Below are 22,139 nucleotides of genomic sequence, written 5' to 3' on the forward strand. Positions count from 1 at the left end.
GTCTCCTTGGTGAGCGGGGCAGAGCTGCGGTCAGAACTTGGGGATGCGCAGGGTCTTGCTGATCATCAGCGTGCCCGAGAGCGCGAACAGCAGCACCAGCGGGTGCAACTGCCAGGGGCCGAGCGTCCAGGCGCCGCCCCACACGTTGGCGCCGAGGGCGCCCTTCGAGGCCGCGTAGGCCAGCACGCCCACCAGCACCACGCTGGTGGGGATCGGCGTGCCTTCGAAGTACTTCACCTTGTCGGCGCCGGCCGAGAGGGCCTCGGCCGTCACGTTGTAGCGCGCGAGCCGGCTCACGCCGCAGCCCACGAAGTAGATCAGCACCGCGCAGTCCCAGCCGCCGTCCAGGCCGGCGGCGAAGCCGAGCGCGGCGGGCAGCACACCGAAGGAGATCACGTCGGCCAGCGAGTCGAGTTCGCGCCCGAGCGCCGACTGGGTCTGGCGCCAGCGCGCGATGCGGCCGTCGAGCACGTCGAAGATGAAGGCGGCCGGGGCGAGCGCCGCGGCCCAGTAGAAGTGGGCGAGCGACTGGCTGCGCATGAAGGCCATCGCGAAGAACACCGCCCCGACGCCGCAGGCCGCGTTGCCGAGCGTGAACACATCGGCCAGGTGAAAGCCGCGGATCATCGAGAAGTGCTTGCGGGCCGGCGGGGACGAAGGCGTGGTCATGAAGGCGGGTAAAGCTGCGAAAGGAACCGCACCTTAACCCAAGCGCGGCCCGCTTTTTGTAGTCGCGCGCCGACGCCCCGTCGGCGCCCCGTCGGCGCGCTCAGGCGGCTGGCTGCGCCTTGGCCTCGACGATCCGTGCGAAGCGCCCGAGCAGGCCCGCAGCCGCGTCGGTGGGGCGCACGCCTTCGCGCAGCGCCGCGGCATCGAGCCCGTCCGCGGCGAGGTCGCGGGCCAGCAGTTCGATGTAGCCGCCCATGGTCCGGGCGTCGAATTCGGGATGGAACTGCAGGCCCCAGGCCTGCGCGCCCACGCGGAAGGCGTGGACGGGCTCGTGCGCGCTATGGGCCAGCTTCACCGCGCCCTCGGGCAGGCGCAGCGCGCTCTGCCAGTGGATCGCCTGCGCCGGGAACTGCGCGGGCAGGTCGCCCAGCAGCGCGTCGCCGGCGGCGGCCGCGTCGAGCGTGACGGTGACCGTGCCGACCTCCGGGCCTTGCGGGTGGTGGCCGGCCTCGCCGCCGAGCGCGTGCGCCAGCAGCTGGTGGCCGTAGCAGATGCCGAGCACGGGCGTGTCGCGCGCGACCAGTTCGGCGAGCCAGGCGGCGGTGGTTTCGCTCCAGGGTTCGCAGTGCGACACCATCGCGTGCGAGCCGGTGACGACCACGCCCGCGACCTGGCCGGGCGCGGGCAGCGTGTCGCCGCGGCGCGGGTCGACCACCACGAGGGGCAGGGTCTGCGTGCCGAGGCCGTCGGCGATCCAGTGCTCGAAGTCGCCGCGGCCTTCGCGCAGCGCGTCATGGGTGTCACCGACCTTGACGATGACCAGGGGATACGGGGGCGTGCTGTGCATGGCGTCGATCATGCCGCAGCGCACCGTGCGCCGGTCAGCGCCGGGACGATTCCCGACGGTGCAGCAGGTCCATGAAGGCACGGCCCACGGGCGAGGGCGAGCGCCCCGCGCGCGTGACCAGCCCGATGGGGCGCGACATCAGCGGGCGCTGCAGCGGCACGGTGGCCAGTTCGTCGTTCTGCGACAGCTGCAGCGCGAGCCGGGGCAGGGCGGTGAGCCCCAGCCCGGCCGCCACCAGCGCGCCCGCCACGGCCACGCTCGGGTATTCGAGCGCGGGCTGCACCTGCAGGCCGCGCTGCAGGAAGGCGGCGTCGGTGATCGGCCGGATGCTGCTCTGGAAGCTGCTCGCAATGAAGGGGCGCGTCGCGAACACCGACCACGACACCGAGGCGCGCGCGGCCAGCGGGTCGTCGCGCCGGCACAGCAGCACGAAGGGGTCGTCGCGCAGGTGGCGGTACAGCAGGGGCTCGTGCGTGCCGGGGCGCACGCTGAGGCCGAAGTCGGCGCGGCCTTCGTCCACCGCGGCGCGCACCGCCTCGGCCGGCCCTTCGATCAGCGAGAACTGCACCTGCGGATGCTGCTGGCGGAACTCGGCAATGGCACCGGGCAGCAGCGCCACGCCGGTCGAGGGCAGTGCCGCGATGGTGAGGTGGCCGCTGCGGCCTTCGAGGAACTGCGACAGCTCGCTGAACGAGCTGTTGAAGTTCTCCAGGATGCGCAGCGCGATCGGCAGCAGCTCGCGCCCCGCCGGCGTGAGCTCCACGTGTCGCGTGTCGCGGTCGAACAGGCGCGCGCCCACCAGGTCTTCGACGATGCGCACCGTGCGGCTCAGCGCCGGCTGCGACACATGCAGGGCCTGCGCGGCGGCGCGGAAGTTGGTGGTCTTCGCGACTTCGACGAAGGCCTCGAGCTGCTGCAGCGTGATGTCGACTCGCACGGACGCGGCTCCCTCGGGGTGGCTGTGGATTGATCCATCCAAGTTATCACAGATATAGGAATATTGTTCTTCACAGATCAATGCGCGACGCCCAGACTGGCGCATTCGATACCACGGAGACAAGGGGCCCACGCGCCCCCGTGACATGGACACCAAAATTCTGGAAGGCATCCGGGTGCTCGAGCTCGGACAGGTGCTGGCGGGGCCCTTCGCGGGCGCGATCCTGGCCGACCTCGGCGCCGACGTCGTGAAGCTCGAGCGCGTCGAGGGCGGCGACGACGCGCGCCACATGGGCCCGGCGTTCCGCCACGGCGACGCGCTCAACTTCCACGTCTTCAACCGCGGCAAGCGCTCGGTCGCCATCGACCTGAAGAGTGAAGAAGGCATGGCCGCCTTCGAGACCCTCGCGGCCGGCGCCGACATCCTCATCCACAACCTGCGCCCCGGCGTCACGCAGTCGATGGGCATCGACGGCCCGTCGCTGTGCGCGCGCCATCCGCGGCTCATCTACTGCGAGATCTCGGCCTTCGGCCACACCGGCCCGCTGCGCATGCAGCCGGGCTACGAGCCGCTGATCCAGGCCTTCAGCGGGCTGTCGAGCATCAACGGCGGGCCCGACGATCCGCCCATGCGCACCGGCGCCTCGGTCTGCGACCAGGGCACCGGCATGTGGGCCGTGATCGGCGCGCTGGCGCTGCTGCAGCGGCGCCACCTCACGGGGCGGGGCGGCGTGGTCAGCACCTCGCTGCTGGAGACCGCGCTGGTCTGGACCGGCCAGAAGGCCGACGCCTACGTCAACGAAGGCCGGCTGCCCGAGCGCCACCGCTCGGGCCATCCGGGCTTCGTGCCCTACGAGGCCTTCGACACCGCCGATGCGCCGCTCCTGATCTGCTGCGGCAACGACCGGCTCTTCGCCAAGTTCGCGCACGAACTCGGGCGCGACGACTGGACCACCGACGCGCGCTTTGCCGGCAACCGCCAGCGCCTGCAACACAAGGCGGCGCTGTTCGAAGAGATCGGCCCGCTGCTGCGCGCGCGCACCCGCGCCGACTGGATGGCGCGCTTCACCGCCGCCGGCGTGCCTTGCGCGCCGGTGCACACCGTGCCCGAGGCCGTCGCGCATCCGCAGGTCGAGGCGCTGGGCATGCTGCAGCCCGTGCCGGGCGAAGACTTCCGCCTCACGGCGCTGCCGATGTCCATCGACGGCGTGCGGCCCGCGCACCGCGCGGTCGCGCCCCGGCTGGGCGAGCACAACGCGGCGCTCGGCGCGCCGCCGGTGCCGCCGAGCGACAGCATTTGAGCGACCGCATCCTTTCCCGTTTCAAGAACTACATCCCACCGGAGACATCACCCATGCGCACTTCCATCTTCCGCCTCGGCGCGGTCCTGGCCTTCGCGGTCGCGGCGGCGGCACCTGCCCAGGCGCAGGACTACCCCGCCAAGCCGCTCACCGTCGTCGTGCCCTTCGGGGCCGGCAGCGGCACCGACCAGCAGGCGCGCAGCATCGCGCAGGCCCTGACCACCGAGTACAAGGTGCCGGTGATCGTGGAGAACCGCGCCGGCGCCAGCGGCTTCCTGGCCGCGCAGTACGTCGCCAAGGCCGCGCCCGACGGCTACACGCTGCTCATGACCACCAACACCACGCACGCCGCCAACGAGCACCTGTACAAGAAGCTGCCCTACGACCCGGTGAAAGATTTCACCCCCGTCGCGCTGCTGTCCAAGGGCCACATGCTGCTGCTGGTGGGCGCCGATTCGCCGATCAAGTCGGTGGCCGACCTCGTGGCGGCGGCGAAGAAGTCGCCGGGCAAGCTCAACTTCGGCAGCGGCAGCTCGTCCAGCCGCGTGGCGAGCGAGCTGCTCAAGCAGATGGCCGGCATCGACATGGTGAACGTGCCTTACAAGAGCAACCCGATGGCCATCACCGACCTGCTGGGCGGGCAGGTCGACTTCATGTTCGCCGACGCGCCCACGGCGCTGCCGCACGTCAAGAGCGGCAAGCTGCGCGCGCTGGCCGTGAGCGGCGACAAGCGCCTGGCCGCCGTGCCCGCGCTGCCGACCGTGGCCGAGGCGGGCGTGAAGGGCTACGACATGTCGTACTGGACGGCGGTCTACCTGCCGCCGGGCGCGCCCGCGGCCGTCACGCGCAAGCTCAACGAGATGCTGGTGAAGGTGTCGGCCTCGCCGGCCATCGTCGCCTACCAGGCCATCTCCAGCGGCGAGGCCGCCACCGGCACGCCCGAGGCGCTCGCGAAGTTCCAGGCCGCCGAGTCGCAGAAGTGGGGCCGCGTGATCCGCGCCGCCGGCATCGAGCCCGAATGAGCCGCGCGATGAACAGCCCCCACACGCAGCAGAAGACCGTGCGCATCGGCGGCGCCTCGGGCTTCTGGGGCGACAGCAGCACCGGCGCGCCGCAGCTCGTGGCGCACGGCGGCATCGACTACCTCGTGTTCGACTACCTGGCCGAACTCACGATGTCGCTGCTGGCCGGCGCCAAGCTGAAGAACCCCGACGCCGGCTACGCCACCGACTTCGTCACCACCGCCATGGCCGCCGTGCTGCCCGACGTGATGCGCCAGGGCATCCGCGTGATCGCCAACGCCGGCGGCGTGAACCCGCGCGCCTGCGCCGCCGCGCTCACGCACCTGGCGGCCGGCATGGGGCTCGCGCCGCGCATCGCCGTGGTCACCGGCGACGATGCACTGCCGCACGCCGAAGCGCTGCGCGCACAGGGCATCGGCCACATGGGCACGGGCGCGCCGCTGCCCGAGCGCCTCGTGAGCGCCAACGCCTACCTGGGCGCCGTGCCGATCGCGCGGGCGCTCGATGCCGGCGCGCAGATCGTCATCACCGGTCGCTGCGTCGACAGCGCCGTCACGCTCGGCGCGCTGATGCACGAATTCGGCTGGGCCGACGACGACTGGGACCGCCTCGCGGGCGGCAGCCTGGCCGGCCACATCATCGAATGCGGCGCACAAGCCACCGGCGGGCTGCACACCGACTGGGAGCAGGTGCCCGACTGGGCCCACATCGGCTACCCGGTGGTCGAATGTGCGGCCGACGGCAGCTTCGTCGTCGGCAAGCCGCCCGGCACCGGCGGGCTGGTGAGCCGCGCCACCGTGGGCGAACAGCTGCTGTACGAGATCGGCGACCCCGCGGCCTACCTGCTGCCCGACGTGACCTGCGACTTTCGCACCGTGCAGATCGAGACCGTGGGCGCGGACCGGGTGCGCGTCTCGGGCGCGAAAGGACGTGCGCCCTCGGGTCGCTACAAGGTCACGGCCACCTACGCCGCGGGCTACCGCTGCAACGCCGAGCTGCTGATCGTCGGCTTCGACGCCGCCGCCAAGGCGCGGCGCAGCGGGGAGGCGATGCTGCGCCGCACGCGCGACCTGTTCGTGCAGCGCGGCTGGGCCGACTTCTCGGCCACCCACATCGACGTGCTGGGCGCCGAGCAGTGCTACGGCCCGCACGCCACCGCCCAGCCGCCGCGCCAGGCGGCGCTGCGCGTGGCCGTCACGCACGCGGACAAGGCGCCGCTCGAACTTTTCGCGCGCGAGATCTCGGCGGCCGGCACCTCGTGGGCGCCCGGCACCACCGGCCTGGGCGGCGGGCGGCCGTCGGTGGCGCTGTCGATCCGGCAGTTTCCGCTGCTCGTGGACAAGGCGCTGTTCACGCCCGTGGTCGAGATGGCCGGCGAGTCGTGGCCCGTGGCCGTGAGGACGCAGGCGGCGGAGGTTGCCGTGGCCGACGAGGTGGCGCCGCAGGCGGACGCCGCCGACCCGGACGCGGACGACGAATGGCTCGAGGTGCCGCTGATCCGCCTGGCCTACGGCCGCAGCGGCGACAAGGGCGACGTCTCGAACATCGGCATCCTCGCGCGCGAGCCGCGCTACCTGCCCGTGCTGCGCGAGCAGCTCAGCGCGCAGGCCGTGCGCGCCTACATGGCGCACCTGGTCGAGGGCGAGGTGACGCGTTACGAGCTGCCTGGCATCGGCGCCTTCAACTTCGTCTGCGAAGCGGCGCTGGGCGGCGGCGGCATGGCGTCGCTGCGCACCGACCCGCTGGGCAAGAGCATGGCGCAGATCCTGTTGTCGATGCCGGTGCGCATCGCGGCCCGCCGGCTGCGCGCGGCCTGAGCCGACGCGCCGCCGGGCCCGCGTTTTCAGCGCGGGCCCACGCCGTCGCGCATCGCTTTCGGATTCGTCCGATGGCCTGCCGCGGTGGTTTTTCCTAGAGTGCTTCGTTCCCTGGGCGCTGGCCGTTTCCCGGCCGGTCCGCTCTTCCTTCTCCTCGTCAGATGGCCGCCTTTTTTCTTGAAGGCGCTCGAAGCACGCCATGTCCTTGTCCAGATTCCTTTCCTTCCATCCCCGCCCGCGCGCGGGCCGCTGGGTGCTTGCCGCCTCCACGCTGGTCGCGGGCTGCGGCCCTGTCGCGGTCACGTCGTACGTGCCCCTGCCTCCGATGCCGCCGCCCTCCGAGCCGATGAACATGGCCGTGCCTGTCGCGGTGTCGGCCACGAGCTCGCGCAAGGGGGCCGTGTACCGGCCCGCGCCCGCGGTGGTGCCCGAGCTGGCGCAGGTCGTGTTCTTCCGCCGCGCCACGGCCACGCCCAGCACGGGCGCGGCGCATGTGTATGTCGACGGCGAGTTCCACGCCGCGTTGATGCCCAACGGCTTCACGCGCCTGTGCGTGGCGCCGGGCGCGCACTCGCTGGAGGCCTACATCGACGATGCGCCGCTGTACGCGGGCAAGTCGCAACCGAAGACGCAGGCCGTGCTCGAAGGCGGCCAGACGGTGTTCGTGGCCGTGTCGGAAATGGGCGAGGGCGCGCCGGTGCCCCACGGCAGGGTCGCGGCCGAGCGCCTGCTCAAGGGCGCGCGCGAGCAGCGGCAGGTGATCAGCCGCGCCGTCCGCGTGCAGCCCTGCCGCGCGCCTTCGCAGCCCGCCCGCCGGGCCTGACGCGGCCCGACGCCCTTCAGCGGATGTGCGTCGCGTAGGCCGCCTCGGCGGCCTCCAGTTGGGTCCAGAAGCCTTGCGGCGCGCGCCCGTGCAGCACCTCGTCGAGCACGCCCAGGTGCGCGTGCCAGCCGCTGGCCACGCTCAGCGTTTCCTTGCGGTCGGGCAGGCGGCGGTGCGTGAGCACCAGGTGCGTCGCTTGCGCGCCCTGCGGCGACAGTTCGAAGCTGACTTCCGACGCGTCCTCGCGCTCGCTGCCCCAGCTGATGACCAGCAAGGTCGGCGGCTCGATGCGCAGCACGCGCGATTGCTGCACGTGGGTCTCACGGTAGGCCGCGAAGCGCTCGGGCGCCACCTCACCCGACAGCTCGGTGTGCTGGAAGCGCAGCTCGAACACCGCGCCGGGCGCCTGCGCCATGGTGCCGCCGGCCAGCCAGCGGCGGCGCTTCTCGGGATCGACGAGGTAGGTCCACACGCGGTCGATGGGGCCGGGCAGGGTGCGTTCGATGCGCAGGGTGCCGGGCTCGGTCTGCGTGCCCAGGCTGTGCTTCAAGGTCGTGGTCATGGGTCGGTGCTCCTTGGGTGAATGAGGGGAGAGACGTTGTTCACGCGCTATCGCCGGCATTGCGCCGCAGCGCATCCGCCAGCGCGTCCAGGCGGTGGTTCCAGAAGACTTCGTAGGCGCGCAGCCACGCATCGGCCGTGGCGAGCGCCGCCGGCTCCAGCCGGCACACGTGCGCGCGGCCCTGCACGGTGCGCGACACCAGCCCCGCGCGCTCCAGCGTCTTGACGTGCTTGGAGGCGCCCGCGAAAGACATGCGAAACGGCGCGCCCAGCTCGCCCACGCTGCATTCGCCCTGCGCGAGCAGCTGCAGCATGGTGCGCCGCGTGCTGTCGGCCAGGGCGTGGAACACGGCGTCGAGCCGTTCGTCTTCGATTTCAAGTTCAACCATGAAGTTGAATATAGATCGGCCCCGAAGAAAATTCAACCCGAAGGTTGAATGATGAAATGGCGTTACACCTGATACACCCGGGACGCCGTGCGCGCCCCGGGCGCTGGAAGCGCGGCGGCGACGCTCCTACGATGCCTTTCATTCCATCCACTCGCGAAAAGAAAGACGCACGCACATGAACCCTCTGATCCAGCGCCGCACCCTGTTGCTCGCCGCCGCCGTGACCCCGCTTGCCGGCGCCTGCAGCGCATGGCCGAAGAAGGGCGCGCAGTCGGACGCCGAAACGCAGCTCGCCGAACTCGAGCGCGCCTGCGGCGGGCGCCTGGGCGTGTCGGGCTTCCACACCGGCAGCGGCGCGCGCCTGCAGCACCGTGCGCACGAGCGCTTTCCGCTGTGCAGCACCTTCAAGCTGGTGCTCGCCGCGGCGGTGCTCGAACGCAGCGCGACCGACGCCAGCCTGCTTGGGCGCCGCGTCAGTGTCGGCAAGGGCGACCTGGTGTCGCACTCGCCGGTCGCCGAGAAACACCTCGCCACCGGCATGACCGTGAACGAGATGTGCGCCGCCACCATGCAGTACAGCGACAACGCTGCCGCCAACCTGCTGCTGAAGGTGCTGGGCGGGCCGGCCGCCGTCACGGCCTTTGCGCGGCGCATCGGCGACACCACCTTCCGCCTCGACCGCACCGAGCCCGAGCTGAACACCGCCATTCCCGGCGACCCGCGCGACACGACCACGCCCGCGGCCATGTCCGACACGGTGCAGCGGCTGGCGCTGGGCGATGCGCTCGGCGCGCCGCAGCGCGAGCAGATGCGCGAATGGCTGCTCGGCAACACCACCAGCACCGAGCGCTTCCTGGCCGGCGTGCCCAAAGGCTGGCGTGTGGGCGACAAGACCGGCGCGGGCTCGTACGGCAGCACCAACGACGTCGGCGTGCTGTGGCCGCCGTCGGGCGCGCCGCTGGTGCTGTCGGTCTACCTGACCTTCCCCGACAAGGACGCCAAGGGCCGCAACGACGTGGTCGCCTCGGCCACGCGCATCGCCGTCAAGGCCCTCGCAAGCTGAGTCGGCGACGGGGCCACAATGGGCGGCCCCATCTTTCCCCCGCCCGCCCCATGGATCTGAGGTCTCTTCGCTATTTCATCGCGGTGCTCGAAGCCGGCAGCCTGTCGCGCGCGGCGGCGTCGCTGTACGTGGCGCAGCCCGCGCTGACCGCGCAGATCAAGAAGCTCGAGGCCGAACTCGGCACGCAGCTGTTCGACCGCTCGCACGTGGGCGTCACGCCCACGGCCGCGGGGCTGCAGCTGTACCAGGACGCGCGGCGCCTGCTGTCGGATGCCGCGGCCATGCGCGAGCGGCTGCAGCGCGCGCCCGACGGGCCCGAGGGCTCGGTCACGGTGGCGGTGCCGTTCCTGCTGGCCTCGCTGCTGCTCGGGCCGGTGCTGGCGCGGCTGAAGCAGTCGCACCCGCGCATCCGCGTGTTCGTGATCGACGACCTGAGCCTGATGGTGCGCAAGGCCATGGTCGATCGCCGCGCCGACATCGGCCTGCTGGTCGACACCCCCAGCGTCGAAGGGCTGGACGTGCGTCCCTTCGTGCGCGAAGGCATGTTCCTCTGCGGCTTCGATGCGAAGGGCGAGGTGGCGGCACTGCTCGGAAAAAGTGCGAAGGGCGGGCGCGCGAAGAAGGGCGCACCGGTGCGCCCCACAGTGCCTTTCGCACGCGCCGCGAGCCTGCCGCTGGTGCTGCAGTCGCGCCGCTTCAGCATCCGCCAGCGCGTCGAGGCGGCGGCCGAGGCGGTGGGAGTGGAACTCAACGTGGTGCACGAGCACGACTCGGCGCGCGTGCTGCGCTCGCTCTACCTGGCGGGCGCGGGCTTCACGGTCACGCCCGCCTGTGCACTTGCGGACGGGCCGGGTGATCAGCCGAACTGGTTGATCGCCCGCATCGTCGAGCCCGAGCTGGCGCGCACCTACCACCTGGCCACGCCGGCCGGCAAGGTGCCCGACGCGGCCACGCAGGTCGTGTGGCAGGCACTGGCCGACGAGGCGCGCTCGATGATCGCCTCGGGCCGCTGGGACGCGCAGTTCCTGGGCGACGGCAAGGCGTAGCCATCGCGCACGGCGGTGCCGTGCGCCGGGGCCATCATCTTTTGTGATGGCCGCGCATCAGCAATCGGTATTTGTTGTGCGGCGGCGTTGTTTGCGAAAGTTCTCCCCACGGTGCACAGGCACCGGCCTCAAGGAGACAACTTGCCCTCACTTTCGCCCGAGGTCGCCAACGTCGGCGAGCTCGCATCCCGCGCCGCCCGCCTGCATGCGCGGCAGATCGCCGTGACCACGCCGCAGCGCGCCTGCACCTACGAACAGCTCGACCGGCGCGCCAACCGCCTGGCCAATGCCCTGCGCGGCCTCGGCCTGCAGCGCGGCGACCGCGTGGGCGTGTACCTGCCCAACTGCGTCGAGATCGTCGAGCTGGAGCTGGCCTGCTACAAGGCCGCGCTGGTGAAGGCGCCGATGAACGCGCGGCTCGCGCCGGTCGAGGTGGCCGAGGTCATCGAGAACAGCGACGCCGCGCTGATCGTCACCACCGCCGCGCGCGCCGAGACCTTCCTGCCGCTCTTGAAAGGCGCGGCCCCGAAGCTGCTGCTGCTCGACGCGGCCGAGGGTGCGCCCGCTTCCTACGAAGGCCAGCTGGCGCGCGCGAGCGACGCCTTCACCTGCGAGCGCGTGCGCGCCGACGAGTTGGCCGTGCTGCACTACACCTCGGGCTCCAGCGGCGTGCTCAAGGCCGCGATGCAGACCTTCGGCAACCGGTTGGCCCAGCTGCGCAAGTTCCTCTCGCGCAGCGAAGGCCTGCGCCCGGGCGACCTGCTGGGGCTGGTGGGGCCGATCACGCACGCCTCGGGCATGCAGATCGTGCCGGCGCTGTGCAGCGGCGCGACCATCCGCCTGTTCACCGGCTTCGAGCCCGCGCGCTTCCTGGACGACATGAAGAAGGAGCGCGTGACCCACACCTTCATGGTGCCCACCATGATCAACATGCTGCTGGCCGAGCTGCAGGGCCGCTACCGGCCGCTGCCCGACCTGCAGCGCCTGGGCTACGGCGCCGCGCCGATGGCGCCCGCGCGGATCATGCAGGCGATGGACGTGTTCGGCCCCGTGCTGTCGCAGGGCTACGGCGCGGGCGAGACCACCTCGGGCGTGTGCGGCCTCTCGGTGGAAGACCACCTGTTCGCGCGCGCCGCCATGCCCGATCGGCTGGCCTCGTGCGGGCGGCCGTTTCTCGAATCGCTGGTGGAGATCGTCGACGACGAAGGCCGACCGGTCGCGCCCGGCGAGGTGGGCGAGATCGTGGTGAGCGGCGAGGACATCTTCGCCGGCTACTGGCGTGCGCCCGAGCTCACGGCCGAGGTACTGAAAGAGGGCCGCTACCACACGGGCGACCTCGCGCGCGCCGACGACGAGGGCTACATCTACATCGTCGACCGCAAGAAGGACATGGTCATCAGCGGTGGCTTCAACGTGTACCCCTCGGAGGTCGAGGCCGTGCTGTACCAGCACGCGGCGGTGGCCGAGGCCTGCGTGTTCAGCGTGCCCGACGACAAGTGGGGCGAGGCGGTGGCCGCCCACATCGTGCTGAAGCCGGGCGCTTCGCCCGACACGGCCGGGCTCGACGACTTCTGCGCGGCACGGCTCGCGGGCTTCAAGCGGCCGCGCCGCATCGAGTTCGTCGAGTCGCTGCTGAAGAACGCCAACGGCAAGGTCGCGCGCAAGGCGATCCAGACGCCGTACTGGGCCGGCCACGCGCGGCGCGTCAATTGAACAAGAGCGAAGAGAACGACATGGACACCACGCTGACCCCTTCCGCCGCACCCACCGAGGCTTCGGCCATCCGCGCGCCGCTGTTCGACGGCCCCTTCGAGGGCTCGCCGCGCGCGGCCGAGCTGATCGCTCGCATCGGCGACTTCCTGAACGGCGAACTGGCCGACCTGGTGCGCGAGAAAGGCATCGACCACGAGCACGGCCCCGACAGGGAGACGCTGCGCCACGTCTGGCGCCGCTCGCACGCGATGGGCTTCTACGGCATGACGCTGCCGCCGGCGATGGGCGGCCTGGGCCTGTCGCTGCTCGACCACGTGTTGGTGAAGGAATCGATCTACGCCAGCGGCTCGCCGCTCGCGCCGCATGTGTTCGGCGAACTCAGCGGACCGCCGCGCGTCGGTGCACTGGCCAAGTTCGCGACGCCGGAGCAGATGGCGCAGTTCATCCGTCCCGTGGCGCAGGCCGAGAAGGCGATCTGCTTCGCGCTCACCGAGGCCGAGGCCGGCTCCGATGCCGGCGCGGTGCAGACGCAGGCGCAGCGCGAGGGCGACGTGTATGTGCTGAACGGGCGCAAGCGCTTCATCTCGGGGTCGCCGTTTGCCGACCTCGCGGTGCTCATGGCGTCCACCTCGGACGATCCGGCACGCCGCGAGGTGACGGCGTTCTTCGTCGACCTGACGCAGCCGGGCGTAGAGGTGCAGGCGGGCTACAAGACCATGGCGGGCCAGTCGACCACGGGCGACATCGTGCTCACCGATTGCCGCGTGCCGGCCGCGAACCTCATCGGCGAGCCCGGCAAGGGGCTGGCGCTGGCGCTGGGGCGCATCACGGTCAACCGGCTGCTGCACTGCCCGGGCATGGTGGGGCTGGCGACCGTGGCGTTGAAGGACGCACGCGACTACGCGCGCACGCGCCGCCAGTTCGGCCGCGCCATCGCGCAGTTCCAGGCGATCCAGCATTCGCTGGCCGACATGGCGACGCAGCTGTGCGCGGCGCGCGCGCTGATGCTGTCGACCGCGCGGCAGATCGACGCCGGCGGCGACCCGCGCGCCGAGGCCTCGATGGCCAAGCTGTTCTGCTCGGAGGCCGCGTTCCGCGTGGCCGACGCGGCGGTGCAGATCCACGGCGGTGAAGGCATCGTGCAGGGGCGGCGCGTGGAGTTCCTGTTCCGCATGCTGCGCATGTACCGCGTGCTTACGGGCACGAGCGAGATCCAGAAGAACATCATCGCGCGCGAGCTGATCGGCGATGCGGCCTGAGGCCCGAAAAGACCACCCGGAGACAAGACAAGCCATGACTCTCATCAATGCCAATCGCCGCGCGCTGTGCGGCGCGATCGCGGCCTCGGCGCTGCTGCCGGCCGTTGCTCGCGCAGCTGGCGCGAACGCCTCCGCCTGGCGGCCGACCCGCCCGGTCAAGTGGGTCGTGCCGTACCTGGCCGGCACCGGCCCGGACAACGGCGCGCGCATCCTCGCGGAAGCGCTCGGCCCCTTGCTGGGGCAGCCGGTCGTCATCGAGAACCGCGGCGGTGCGGCCGGCAACATCGGCGCGCGCCAGGTCGCGCGCGCCGCGCCCGACGGCTACACCTGGATCTACTCGAGCGCGCCCATGGCCGCCAACATGCGCATGCAGCAGAACCCGGGCTACGACGCGCTCAAGGACTTCCGCCACATCATGCGGCTGACCACCTCCGACGTGCTGCTGGTGGTGAACGCGGGCTCGGGCATCCAGACCCTGCAGGAGCTGGTGGCGCGTGCGCGCGCCAACCCCGGCAAGCTCGACTACGCCTCGGGCGGCGTCGGCACGCCCTCGCACCTGGGCGTGGAGCTGTTCCTGCAGGCGGCGGGCGTGCAGGCCACGCACGTGCCGTACAAGGGCGCGTCGGAAATCGTCAACGCGGTGCTGGGCAACCAGGTGAACTTCGGCATGCCGATCTTCTCTGTGGCGCTGCCGCACGTGCAGGGCGGCAAGCTGCGCGCCCTGGGCGTGGCCGGCGCCAAGCGCAACGCGGCCTTGCCGCAGGTGCCGACGCTGGCCGAGCTGGGGCTGCGCGGTGTCGAGCTCACGTCGTGGGGCGGCGTCTCGGTGCCGGCGGGCACGTCCGATGCCATTGCGGCGCGCATCTACGAGGTGTTCGGCCAGGCGCTGAAGCAGCCGTCGGTGATCGCTGCGCTGACGGAGCTGGGCAGCGAGGTGAGCCCGTCGACGACCGAGGCCTATGTGCAGGGCTTCGCGAGCGAGATGGAACTGACCGAGCGGATGATGAAGACCGCGAAGCTGCAGCCGCTGTAAGAAGCAGGCTGCGTCAGAGCACGAACCAGCCCACGGCCACGTAGTGGCTCGTGGTGCCGGCCAGCACGAACAGGTGCCAGGCGCCGTGCGCGTGGCGCAGCCCCCGCCGGTTGCGATAGAACACCGTGCCCACCGTGTAGAGCACGCCGCCGGCGACCAGCCAGGCCAGGCCGGTGGCGTGCAGCTTCGCCGCCAGCGGCGCGGCGGCCAGCACGCCGAGCCAGCCCATGCCGATGTACAGCGGCAGCGAAGGCTTCTTCGCCGTGCCGGTCTCGGCGGGTTTCAGCTCGCGCCAGATGCCGAAGCACGCCGCACTCCAGATCGCCGCGAGCAGCAGCCAGCCCCAGGGGCCTTGCAGCGTGACGAGCGCGAAGGGCGTGTAGGTGCCCGCGATGAGCAGGAAGATCGCGCAGTGGTCGGCGCGCTCCCACAGGCGCTTGCTGCGGCCGCGCGTGCTGTGAAAGAGCGTGGAGGCCGCGTACAGCGCCACGGCCGAGAGCGAGAACACCAGCCCGCCCGCGATGCGTGCCGGGTCGCCCGTGGGCAGCGTCTTGGCGAGCAGCAGCGCGGCCGCCGGCAGCGCGAGCAGCAGGCCGAACAGGTGGCTGTAGCCGTTGAGTCGTTCGCCGGGGTACATGAGGTGCTGAGGTGCGGTGGGGAAGTGGGCGCGTCGGGCGCACGCGGATGCTAGGGAAGGGCCATGACTGCCCCGTGACCGGGCAAACCCTGTCTGGATTCTGGTTGCAAATGCTTACATTCAGCGGCCGGGATGCGTTCCCGACACCCGCCGCGTGCTTTGGCGCACCCGCGCCGGCGGGCCTTCTCACCGTGAGGGACTGCCGATGAAAAAAAGTTTGATGTCGTGGCGCCGGGCTGCTGTCCTGTGCGTCGCCATGGGGAGCGCCGTTGTCGCTTGTGCGCAAGTGCAGCAGTTCAAGTGGGGCCACATCTACGAGCCCGCGAGCATCTTTCACCAGCAGGCCGAACTGGCGGCGCGCAAGATCGCCGAGCAGTCCGAGGGCAAGATCAAGATCGAGGTGGTGCCCGCCTCGAAGCTGGGGCAGGAGCGCGACTACGCGCTGATGCTCGCCAACGATTCCCTGCAGATCGCCTACGTCGGGCAGGCCACGCTGGCCGAGGGCTATCCGCCGCTGGGCCTGGGCAGCTATCCCTTCGCCTTCAAGGACCTGGACCATGTGCGCAAGTACCTCGCGAGCCCGCTGCTCGCGGACCTGATGAAGGGCTACAACGAGCGCAGTGGCAACCGCATGGTCGCGTCGGTCTACTACGGCGCGCGGCAGGTGACTTCGGGCAAGCCGCTGCAACGCCCCGAAGACTTCCGCGACCTGCGCCTGTACGTGCCCGACGCCGCGGCCTACCAGCTCTTCGCCACCGCGCTCGACGCCAAGCCCGTGTCGCTGCCGTTCAACAGCCTGTATGGCGCGCTCAAGAAGAACGAGGTCGAGGCGCAGGAGCATCCGCTGGGCACGGTGCGCGCCAAGCAGCTGTACGAGGTGCAGAAATACGTGCAGCTCACGGGCCACATCTACGACACGCTGGGCATCGTCATCGGCAAGGCGGCCTGGGCCCGGCTCACGCCGATGCAGCAGGCGATGGTGGAGAAGACGCTGGCCGACACGGCCAAGTGGACCAACGTCGGCGTGATCGCCAGCGAGCTCGAAGACGAGCAGTTCCTGCGCGGCAAGGGCATGACGGTGCAGCCGGTCAACCGCCTGCCGCTGCTGGAGCGCGTGACGAAACGCTCCACGCCCGAGCAGATGGGGGCGCGGCCGGGCGACTTCGCCAAGCTGCAGGCGCTGGCCGGCGCAGCGAACTAGCCCGCGCGCTGGCGGTAGCCACGCGGCGTGCTGCCGGTCCACGTGCGAAAGGCACGGTGGAAGGCCGGCGTGTTGTCGAAGCCGACCGAGGCGGCGATGCGGTCGATGGGCTCGCGCGTCTTTACGAGGCGCTGGATCGCGAGGTCGCGCCGCACCTCTTCCTTCAGTACGCGAAAGCTGGTGCCCTCGGCCGCGAGCTGGCGCGACAGCGCGCGCTCCGACATGTGCACCGCGCGCGCCGCCGCGCCCAGCGTGGCGTCGGAGGCGAGGTGCGCGGCGACGAACTCGCGCACCGTGGCGCTGGTGGTGTCGTGGTCGAAGGTGACGAAGATCCAGTCGTCGGGCGCGCGACGCACGAAGTCGAGCAGCTCGGCGCGCGTGCGCTGGAAGGTCTGGCGCAGCACCGGTTCGGCAAAGCGCACGGAAGAAGTGTCTTGTTCGAACTGCAGCGGGCCGGGGAACAGGTTGGCGTATTCGTCGAAGCGCGCCGGGCGCGGGAACGCAAAGCCGACGCCCAGCACCGGCAGCTGCCGCCCCATGAGCCACGAGGCCACGCCGTGGATCAGCTTGACCATCAGCGCATGGCCGAAGGGCGTGGTGGGCCGCGCGGCGGCTTCGGGGTGCGGCGCGATGGCGATCGTGGCCACGCCGTGGGCGCGCGTCATGCGCAGGCGGTGGTCGTCCAGCAGCAGGTTCCAGAAGCGCGTGAAGCGGTACATGGCGACCATGAGCGAGGGCGCGTCGAGCAGGCTGAGCCCGAGGTACTTGAGCGCGCCGGCGCGGATCGGGCGTGACCACAGCCCCAGCATCTCGTCGCCCATGAAGAGCGACACGCACTCGTACATGCGAACGAACTGTTCGCGCGTGACGCGCGCGCCGTCCTGGCGCAGCAGCTGCGGCGACAGGCCGGCCTGCGCGGCCAGCATGTCGATGTCGCGCGGGCTCAGCTGGCGGCGCGCGCCGCTCAGCAGGTGCTGCAGGAAGCTGACGGCGACGGTGGCGCGCTCTGGCGGCATAGCGGGTTCAAAAAGACGGTTGGCGGAATCTGCAAATGAATGGGCGCGATCTGCAAGCAATGGCGCGGTACCCAGGGCTATCGTAGCCCTGAAGCGCCCCATTCCGGTGGCGGAACCCGCAACAACCCAAGGAGCCCTGCCGTGATCGAACGGAACGTCACCCTGCACATGGACGAAGAGGTCGCCGTCGTGACCCTGAACCGTCCCGCCAAGCGCAACGCCATCGACGAGGCCACGCTGGCCGCGCTGGACGCCGTGTTCAGTGCGCTGCCGCGCGAGGCCAAGGCCGTGGTGCTGACCGGCGCGGGGCCGCATTTCTGTGCCGGGCTCGACCTCAAGGAACACCACGACAAGGAGCGCACGGCGGTCGACTTCATGCGCGTGTGCCAGCGCTGGCACAGCACCTTCGACAAGATCCAGTACGGCGGCATCCCGGTGGTCGCGGCGCTGCACGGCGCGGTGGTCGGCGGCGGGCTGGAACTGGCGGCGGCTACGCACGTGCGCGTGGCCGACCCGTCGACCTACTTCGCGCTGCCCGAGGGGCAGAAGGGCATCTTCACCGGCGGCGGCGCGACGGTGCGCGTGGCGCGCATCATCACGCCGGGCCGCATGGTCGAGATGATGCTCACCGGCCGCGTGCTCGACGCCCGCGCCGGCAAGACGCTGGGCCTGGCGCACGAGATCGCCGCGCCCGGCGAAAGCCTGCGCGCCGCGATGGTGCTGGCCAAGCGCGTGGCGAAGAACGCGGCGCTGTCGAACTACGCGATGGTCACGTCGATCAGCCGCATCGCCGACATGTCGGCCACCGACGGCATGTTCGCCGAGTCGCTGATGGCGGCGGTGGTGCAGACCGGCGGGGAAGTGCAGACGCGGCTGGGGGCGTTCGTCGACAAGTCGCTGGCCAAAGTGACGCCCGAACAGGTCGCGGGCTGAGGCGAGGCCTCAGGCGTCGAAGGCGCGCCGGAGTTCGCTCGACAGCGTGCCGGCCAGCGCCTCGCGCTGCGGCGCGGGGCGCCAGAAGCTGCGCGTGAGGGCGCCGGTCGATTCCCATTCGGGATGGCTGCGCGCTGGTTGCACCGCACGCACCGCGCCCGCGGCGGCACGCATGAGCGTGTCGTCCTCGTCCGCCGACGGGGCCTCGGCCCGGATGCGCTCGACGGCCGCATGGCCGCGCCGCTCCAGCGCCTGCGCCAGCTGCAGCTGCCATGCCGCGAGCGTGAACAGCACGCTGTCTTCCACCGTGAGCTCGTGCATGTCGCGCAGCTTGTTGGCCAGCTTGCGCCCGAGCGGACCCCAGCCCTGCGACACCGCGCCGCCGATGGCGCCGCCCAATGCCGCGCCCGCGCCCAGCGACAGGCCCGCCACCGCGAGGTCGGCCACCACGCCCACGGCCGCGCCGATGACCGCGCCCTTGCCCAGGCGCAGGCCCGCGTCCTTCATCGCCTCGGGGTTGAAGAAGTCGAGCGTCCAGCGGCCTTCGATGATTGGCAGCGGCGCCTCGTCGGCGTCGCCCTGGCGAAAGCCGTAGAGCGCGAGCAGGTCGTCGGTGCAGCGCTGGGCCTTGTCGAACACGTCCTTCTGCACGCCGGCGACCAGCGCCTGGCGGCGCGTGGCGTCGGCGAACTCGGCGGCCGGCACGGTGCGGCGGATGGCCGCGGCATCGACCAGCAGGTCCGCGATGCGCGTGCAGGCCGACTGGCGGCGCGCGTCGGCCTCGGCGTCGAGCGCGTCGACCACGCCGCGCAGCGCGTCGCGGCGGTCGCGCAGCAGGGTGGCCAGGTCGTTGTAGAGGTCGTGCTCGGCGCCCACGAACGGCGCCGCCGCATCGAAACGCACCTGCACGTGCAGGCCGTAGGCCGAGAGCAGTTCTTTCCAGGCCGGCTCGCGGCTGGCGGCGTCGCGCACGAAGTTGAGCACCGGCAGCACCGGGCGCGCGCAGGAGTTCAAGAGTTCGATCTCGTCGCGGAACTTGGGCAGCACCGGCTCGCGCACGTCGATCACGAGAAAGGCGGCGTCGATGTCGAGCATCGCGCGCAGCACCTTGGCCTCCTGCTCGAACACGCCGTGCGCCTCGGGGCCCTGCAGAAAGCGGCGGATGCGCTCGGGCGGCGTGGCCTGCTGGGCGGCGTCGAGCCCGGCGAGGTGCTCGCGCAGCGCGACCGCGTCTTCGAGGCCCGGCGTGTCGAGGAAGCGCACGGCCGGCTGGCCGTTCACCTCGAGATCGACCGACTCGACATGGCGCGTGGTGCCGGGGCGCTGCGACACCTCGCCGAAATTCACGCGACGCGTGAGCGTGCGCAGCAGCGAGGTCTTGCCCGCGTTGGTGTGGCCGACGACGGCAATGCGGATCGGGATCGGGGTGGTCATGCGGTGGCGGTGCCTTCCGTGAAGACGGCATCGAGCCGGTCGCTCGCGACCACGTGGGCCAGCCCGGCGTCGCGCAGCCAGTCGCGCCAGCGTTGCGTGGCGGCGGCGTTGGGCGCGTCGGCCAGCCAGAGGCGGCATTCGCCGCAATGCGCCAGCACCTCGCGCAGGAAACGCTCGGTGCCACGGTCGGGGCTCGAGGCCGCGTGGCAGACCAGCAGCACGGTGCGCGGGTGGACCTGCGCGAGCTGGTCGAGCAGCGCGCGGCGCGCCGGGGCGCTGCCGTCGATGCGGACTGCCGATGCTGGCAAGCCGGCGGGCGGCCAGGGCAGGTCGGGCGGCAGTTCGAAGCCGACGACGAACAGGCCATCGTGCTGCTCGGAAGCCGGCAGGCCCGTCGGCGCGGCGGGGTGCGCGCGGCCCGGGTCGGCATCGACGATGGCGGGCGGCGCCAGCGCGGCGAAGCGGGCCAGCAGCTTGCGGTAGTAGGGCGCCTGCCAGTCGGGCTGCAAGGCAGGGCGACGGTGGCGGCAGACGGCGGCGCTCAGCAGCACCAGCACCAGGCGCGGCAGCAGGCCGTACACCGCGATGCAGCCGGTGAGCCACAGCGCCCAGGTGCGCTGGGCCGCGGCGACGGGTGTGGCCGATTGCACCGTGGCCGCATCGGGCACGGGAAATCCGAACTGCGCCGGCAGCCAGCCCAGCGCCTGCACCACGCGCACAAAGAAGGCGGGTTCGAGGATGGTGGTTTCCCAGCTCAGCGTGTAGCTGTGAAAGGCGAGGGCGAACAGCATCGCGGCCAGCACCACGGCGAACGACAGCGCCCAGATGCCGTGGCTCACGAGCCCGAAGGCCCAGGGCAACAGGCGGGCGCGTGTCAGCAGCCCGGTGGCCGCGCGCACCAACTGCGGCGCCTGGCCGCGCTGGCCGCCCGCCACGCGCGCCGTGAGCGACAGCCACAGCCAGCCCAGCGAGGCCGTGCCGAAGGTGCCCGACGGCAGCCACAGGCCGGCCAGCCACAAGAGCAGCGTGAGCGCATGCAGGCCCAGCAAGCTGACGAGCGCGACGATCACGTTGATGTGGCGGTCGTTGCCGCCGACCACCTGGCCCGCCAGGCCCAGCCCCGCGATCACGACCAGCGCCACCAGCGCCAGCAGCACCCACGGCGCCCATTGCCGGCCGCGTGCGAGTTCGGCCTGCAGGCCCATGCGCTCGCCGAGCTGGCGGGCGCGTTCAACGATGCGGGGGGGGCCGTCGGCTGCGCGCGAGGCCGCGGTGCGAAGGGCCGACGCGTCGTCGAGCGGGCCGTTCTGTTCGGTCCATCGGACCGCCTCGGTGATCACCGCATCCGGGAAAGCAGGTTCGCGCAGTGCGGTGGTGGTCAACAGGGTCCCTTCTTCTTCGCCAATGACGCCCCGGCGCAGCAAAGCGGCGGCGGGGCGCGCAAATTATGCCCGGCGCTTCGCGAGGTCCGGCGCACGGCCAACGGGGCCGCGAACGGCCCCGTTGCGCTGCGCGTGCAGCAAAAGAAAGGACGCGCGGTCGGCGGGTTTCAGCGCAGGCCGAAGAACGACAGCACGGCGACGACGACCACGACCAGGCCGACGATGTAGATGATGGAATTCACGCGAAGGCTCCTTGTGGTTGGCGATGACCCAGCATCGGGCGCCAATCGGCGCACGGGTGTCGGCGAGGGACGGCGCGTGCTGTAGGACTCGCGAAGCGCGCACACGGCGACAAATGCCCGATGCGAGCGCGGGCGTGCACGCCCGGCCCGCTGTGTGACCATTGTTTGCAATGAGCGGCGGGCATCCACGCAAGACTCTGCCCCTTCCAGAAAAGGCCAGGTCATGCGGCTCACCGAGCAATCCCCGTTCACAGGTTCCCACCCCGCGCACCCCGGCGCCCGCGCGCCCCGCGGGCCCGATGCACCCGCCGCACCGCGCGTCAACGCACAGCTGCTGCCCACGCTGTTCGACCGCCTGCGCGACGACGCGCCCAGCCGCACCACCGAGCTGCCGTCGGAGTACACGGCCACGCCGGCCCGGATGCGCGAGATCATCCAGCGCGACCTGGCCCTGCTGTTCAACACCACCAACGCCGAAGACCTGATCGACCGCACGCGCCATGCCGACGCGGCGTCTTCCACCGTCAACTACGGCGTGCCGCCGCTGGCCGGCAGCTACCTGTCGGAGCGCAAGTGGGCGGACATCGAACGCATCATCCGCCGCGCCATCCGCGACTACGAGCCGCGCCTGATTCCCGACAGCGTGCAGGTGGTGCCGCTCATGAAGGAAGACGGCGCGGCCGAGGCCTACAACGTGCTGCTGTTCGAGATCCGCGCGCTCATTCATCTGAAGCCGTACCCGCTGGCGTTCACGGTGCAAAGCGCGGTCGATCTCGAAACCAACCGCATGCGCATCGTCGGCGCGGCGGACTGAA

The 22,139-nt window shown here is 71.4% G+C and carries 22 protein-coding genes; 12 read left to right on the forward strand and 10 right to left on the reverse strand.

The features are described from left to right. Window positions 1-30: 30 nt before the first annotated feature. The 3 genes from AC07O4_RS11820 to AC07O4_RS11830 all read right to left on the reverse strand — a co-directional run bounded on the left by AC07O4_RS11820 (window position 31) and on the right by AC07O4_RS11830 (window position 2,453). A complete protein-coding gene (locus tag AC07O4_RS11820; RefSeq protein ID WP_062475593.1) occupies window positions 31-669 on the reverse strand; it encodes a CDP-alcohol phosphatidyltransferase family protein in 639 nt (212 codons plus the stop codon). A gap of 100 nt (window positions 670-769) precedes the next feature. Then, window positions 770-1,528: a glutamine amidotransferase gene (locus AC07O4_RS11825; RefSeq protein ID WP_495304613.1), complete on the reverse strand. Its 759-nt coding sequence runs from the start codon at window positions 1,526-1,528 to the stop codon at window positions 770-772. Window positions 1,529-1,550: 22 nt separating this feature from the next. Beyond that, window positions 1,551-2,453: a LysR family transcriptional regulator gene (locus AC07O4_RS11830; RefSeq protein WP_070059317.1), complete on the reverse strand. Its 903-nt coding sequence runs from the start codon at window positions 2,451-2,453 to the stop codon at window positions 1,551-1,553. 145 nt (window positions 2,454-2,598) lie between these two features. Here AC07O4_RS11830 and AC07O4_RS11835 point away from each other — a divergent pair, with 145 nt between their 5' ends. The 4 genes from AC07O4_RS11835 to AC07O4_RS11850 all read left to right on the forward strand — a co-directional run bounded on the left by AC07O4_RS11835 (window position 2,599) and on the right by AC07O4_RS11850 (window position 7,415). Continuing rightward, complete coding sequence (locus AC07O4_RS11835; RefSeq protein ID WP_495304614.1) at window positions 2,599-3,753, forward strand: CaiB/BaiF CoA transferase family protein; 1,155 nt, start codon at window positions 2,599-2,601, stop codon at window positions 3,751-3,753. Between the two features lie 53 nt (window positions 3,754-3,806). Beyond that, entirely contained in the window at window positions 3,807-4,775 is a 969-nt protein-coding gene (locus tag AC07O4_RS11840) for a Bug family tripartite tricarboxylate transporter substrate binding protein (protein WP_495304615.1), read from the forward strand. An 8-nt stretch (window positions 4,776-4,783) separates the two neighbouring features. Then, window positions 4,784-6,592: an acyclic terpene utilization AtuA family protein gene (locus tag AC07O4_RS11845; RefSeq protein WP_495304616.1), complete on the forward strand. Its 1,809-nt coding sequence runs from the start codon at window positions 4,784-4,786 to the stop codon at window positions 6,590-6,592. 199 nt (window positions 6,593-6,791) lie between these two features. Beyond that, on the forward strand, window positions 6,792-7,415 hold the full coding sequence (locus tag AC07O4_RS11850; protein ID WP_495304617.1) for a hypothetical protein: 624 nt from the start codon (window positions 6,792-6,794) through the stop codon (window positions 7,413-7,415). Between the two features lie 16 nt (window positions 7,416-7,431). On the opposite strand, the gene AC07O4_RS11855 is transcribed toward AC07O4_RS11850, so the two are convergent. Next, complete coding sequence (locus AC07O4_RS11855; protein ID WP_495304618.1) at window positions 7,432-7,977, reverse strand: SRPBCC family protein; 546 nt, start codon at window positions 7,975-7,977, stop codon at window positions 7,432-7,434. A 40-nt stretch (window positions 7,978-8,017) separates the two neighbouring features. Next, window positions 8,018-8,365, reverse strand: a complete 348-nt coding sequence (locus AC07O4_RS11860; protein WP_495304619.1) for an ArsR/SmtB family transcription factor — start codon at window positions 8,363-8,365, stop codon at window positions 8,018-8,020. A 175-nt stretch (window positions 8,366-8,540) separates the two neighbouring features. Here AC07O4_RS11860 and bla point away from each other — a divergent pair, with 175 nt between their 5' ends. From bla to AC07O4_RS11885, 5 genes are all read left to right on the forward strand, one after another. Then, window positions 8,541-9,428: a class A beta-lactamase gene (gene bla, locus AC07O4_RS11865; RefSeq protein WP_495304620.1), complete on the forward strand. Its 888-nt coding sequence runs from the start codon at window positions 8,541-8,543 to the stop codon at window positions 9,426-9,428. 50 nt (window positions 9,429-9,478) lie between these two features. Continuing rightward, window positions 9,479-10,474, forward strand: coding sequence for a LysR family transcriptional regulator (locus tag AC07O4_RS11870; protein ID WP_495304621.1), 996 nt, complete (start codon window positions 9,479-9,481; stop codon window positions 10,472-10,474). Between the two features lie 141 nt (window positions 10,475-10,615). Beyond that, a complete protein-coding gene (locus AC07O4_RS11875) occupies window positions 10,616-12,187 on the forward strand; it encodes an AMP-binding protein (RefSeq protein ID WP_495304622.1) in 1,572 nt (523 codons plus the stop codon). Window positions 12,188-12,207: 20 nt separating this feature from the next. After that, window positions 12,208-13,446, forward strand: a complete 1,239-nt coding sequence (locus AC07O4_RS11880; RefSeq protein ID WP_495304623.1) for an acyl-CoA dehydrogenase family protein — start codon at window positions 12,208-12,210, stop codon at window positions 13,444-13,446. Between the two features lie 34 nt (window positions 13,447-13,480). Further along, window positions 13,481-14,479 (forward strand): tripartite tricarboxylate transporter substrate binding protein, encoded by a 999-nt coding sequence (locus AC07O4_RS11885; protein ID WP_495304624.1) that lies wholly within the window; start codon window positions 13,481-13,483, stop codon window positions 14,477-14,479. A 13-nt stretch (window positions 14,480-14,492) separates the two neighbouring features. On the opposite strand, the gene trhA is transcribed toward AC07O4_RS11885, so the two are convergent. Continuing rightward, the gene (gene trhA, locus AC07O4_RS11890) at window positions 14,493-15,116 is read right to left on the reverse strand and encodes a PAQR family membrane homeostasis protein TrhA (protein WP_354347693.1); all 624 of its coding nucleotides are present in this window, start codon (window positions 15,114-15,116) and stop codon (window positions 14,493-14,495) included. Window positions 15,117-15,402: 286 nt separating this feature from the next. On the opposite strand from trhA, the gene AC07O4_RS11895 reads away from it, so the two are divergent. After that, a complete protein-coding gene (locus AC07O4_RS11895; RefSeq protein ID WP_495304625.1) occupies window positions 15,403-16,317 on the forward strand; it encodes a sialic acid TRAP transporter substrate-binding protein SiaP in 915 nt (304 codons plus the stop codon). On the opposite strand, the gene AC07O4_RS11900 is transcribed toward AC07O4_RS11895, so the two are convergent. Beyond that, complete coding sequence (locus AC07O4_RS11900; RefSeq protein ID WP_495304626.1) at window positions 16,314-17,333, reverse strand: AraC family transcriptional regulator; 1,020 nt, start codon at window positions 17,331-17,333, stop codon at window positions 16,314-16,316. The genes AC07O4_RS11895 and AC07O4_RS11900 overlap by 4 nt on opposite strands. Window positions 17,334-17,474: 141 nt before the next feature. Between AC07O4_RS11900 and AC07O4_RS11905 the strand changes: the two genes are divergently transcribed. After that, window positions 17,475-18,266, forward strand: coding sequence for a crotonase/enoyl-CoA hydratase family protein (locus tag AC07O4_RS11905; RefSeq protein WP_255221122.1), 792 nt, complete (start codon window positions 17,475-17,477; stop codon window positions 18,264-18,266). A gap of 9 nt (window positions 18,267-18,275) precedes the next feature. On the opposite strand, the gene AC07O4_RS11910 is transcribed toward AC07O4_RS11905, so the two are convergent. The 3 genes from AC07O4_RS11910 to AC07O4_RS11920 form a co-directional block, all read right to left on the reverse strand. Further along, on the reverse strand, window positions 18,276-19,700 hold the full coding sequence (locus tag AC07O4_RS11910; RefSeq protein WP_495304627.1) for a GTPase/DUF3482 domain-containing protein: 1,425 nt from the start codon (window positions 19,698-19,700) through the stop codon (window positions 18,276-18,278). Next, window positions 19,697-21,082 (reverse strand): DUF2868 domain-containing protein, encoded by a 1,386-nt coding sequence (locus AC07O4_RS11915; protein WP_495304628.1) that lies wholly within the window; start codon window positions 21,080-21,082, stop codon window positions 19,697-19,699. Before AC07O4_RS11915 ends, AC07O4_RS11910 begins: the two co-directional genes overlap by 4 nt. A 167-nt stretch (window positions 21,083-21,249) precedes the next feature. Continuing rightward, window positions 21,250-21,549, reverse strand: coding sequence for a hypothetical protein (locus AC07O4_RS11920; RefSeq protein ID WP_495304629.1), 300 nt, complete (start codon window positions 21,547-21,549; stop codon window positions 21,250-21,252). Between AC07O4_RS11920 and tssE the strand changes: the two genes are divergently transcribed. Further along, window positions 21,548-22,138, forward strand: coding sequence for a type VI secretion system baseplate subunit TssE (gene tssE, locus AC07O4_RS11925; RefSeq protein ID WP_495304630.1), 591 nt, complete (start codon window positions 21,548-21,550; stop codon window positions 22,136-22,138). The genes AC07O4_RS11920 and tssE overlap by 2 nt on opposite strands. Window position 22,139: the final 1 nt, after the last annotated feature.

It is taken from the genome of Variovorax sp. GW821-FHT09D04 (assembly GCF_059416405.1).

What these genes read in the sequence shown, in the direction of transcription:
- AC07O4_RS11820 (WP_062475593.1), bottom strand. Translation starts at nt 669, where the DNA reads ATGACCACGCCTTCGTCCCCGCCGGCCCGCAAGCACTTCTCGATGATC.
- AC07O4_RS11825 (WP_495304613.1), bottom strand. Translation starts at nt 1,528, where the DNA reads ATGATCGACGCCATGCACAGCACGCCCCCGTATCCCCTGGTCATCGTC.
- AC07O4_RS11835 (WP_495304614.1), top strand. Translation starts at nt 2,599, where the DNA reads ATGGACACCAAAATTCTGGAAGGCATCCGGGTGCTCGAGCTCGGACAG.
- AC07O4_RS11840 (WP_495304615.1), top strand. Translation starts at nt 3,807, where the DNA reads ATGCGCACTTCCATCTTCCGCCTCGGCGCGGTCCTGGCCTTCGCGGTC.
- AC07O4_RS11845 (WP_495304616.1), top strand. Translation starts at nt 4,784, where the DNA reads ATGAACAGCCCCCACACGCAGCAGAAGACCGTGCGCATCGGCGGCGCC.
- AC07O4_RS11850 (WP_495304617.1), top strand. Translation starts at nt 6,792, where the DNA reads ATGTCCTTGTCCAGATTCCTTTCCTTCCATCCCCGCCCGCGCGCGGGC.
- AC07O4_RS11855 (WP_495304618.1), bottom strand. Translation starts at nt 7,977, where the DNA reads ATGACCACGACCTTGAAGCACAGCCTGGGCACGCAGACCGAGCCCGGC.
- AC07O4_RS11860 (WP_495304619.1), bottom strand. Translation starts at nt 8,365, where the DNA reads ATGGTTGAACTTGAAATCGAAGACGAACGGCTCGACGCCGTGTTCCAC.
- bla (WP_495304620.1), top strand. Translation starts at nt 8,541, where the DNA reads ATGAACCCTCTGATCCAGCGCCGCACCCTGTTGCTCGCCGCCGCCGTG.
- AC07O4_RS11870 (WP_495304621.1), top strand. Translation starts at nt 9,479, where the DNA reads ATGGATCTGAGGTCTCTTCGCTATTTCATCGCGGTGCTCGAAGCCGGC.
- AC07O4_RS11880 (WP_495304623.1), top strand. Translation starts at nt 12,208, where the DNA reads ATGGACACCACGCTGACCCCTTCCGCCGCACCCACCGAGGCTTCGGCC.
- AC07O4_RS11885 (WP_495304624.1), top strand. Translation starts at nt 13,481, where the DNA reads ATGACTCTCATCAATGCCAATCGCCGCGCGCTGTGCGGCGCGATCGCG.
- trhA (WP_354347693.1), bottom strand. Translation starts at nt 15,116, where the DNA reads ATGTACCCCGGCGAACGACTCAACGGCTACAGCCACCTGTTCGGCCTG.
- AC07O4_RS11900 (WP_495304626.1), bottom strand. Translation starts at nt 17,333, where the DNA reads ATGCCGCCAGAGCGCGCCACCGTCGCCGTCAGCTTCCTGCAGCACCTG.
- AC07O4_RS11910 (WP_495304627.1), bottom strand. Translation starts at nt 19,700, where the DNA reads ATGACCACCCCGATCCCGATCCGCATTGCCGTCGTCGGCCACACCAAC.
- tssE (WP_495304630.1), top strand. Translation starts at nt 21,548, where the DNA reads ATGCGGCTCACCGAGCAATCCCCGTTCACAGGTTCCCACCCCGCGCAC.
- AC07O4_RS11920 (WP_495304629.1), bottom strand. Translation starts at nt 21,549, where the DNA reads ATGACCTGGCCTTTTCTGGAAGGGGCAGAGTCTTGCGTGGATGCCCGC.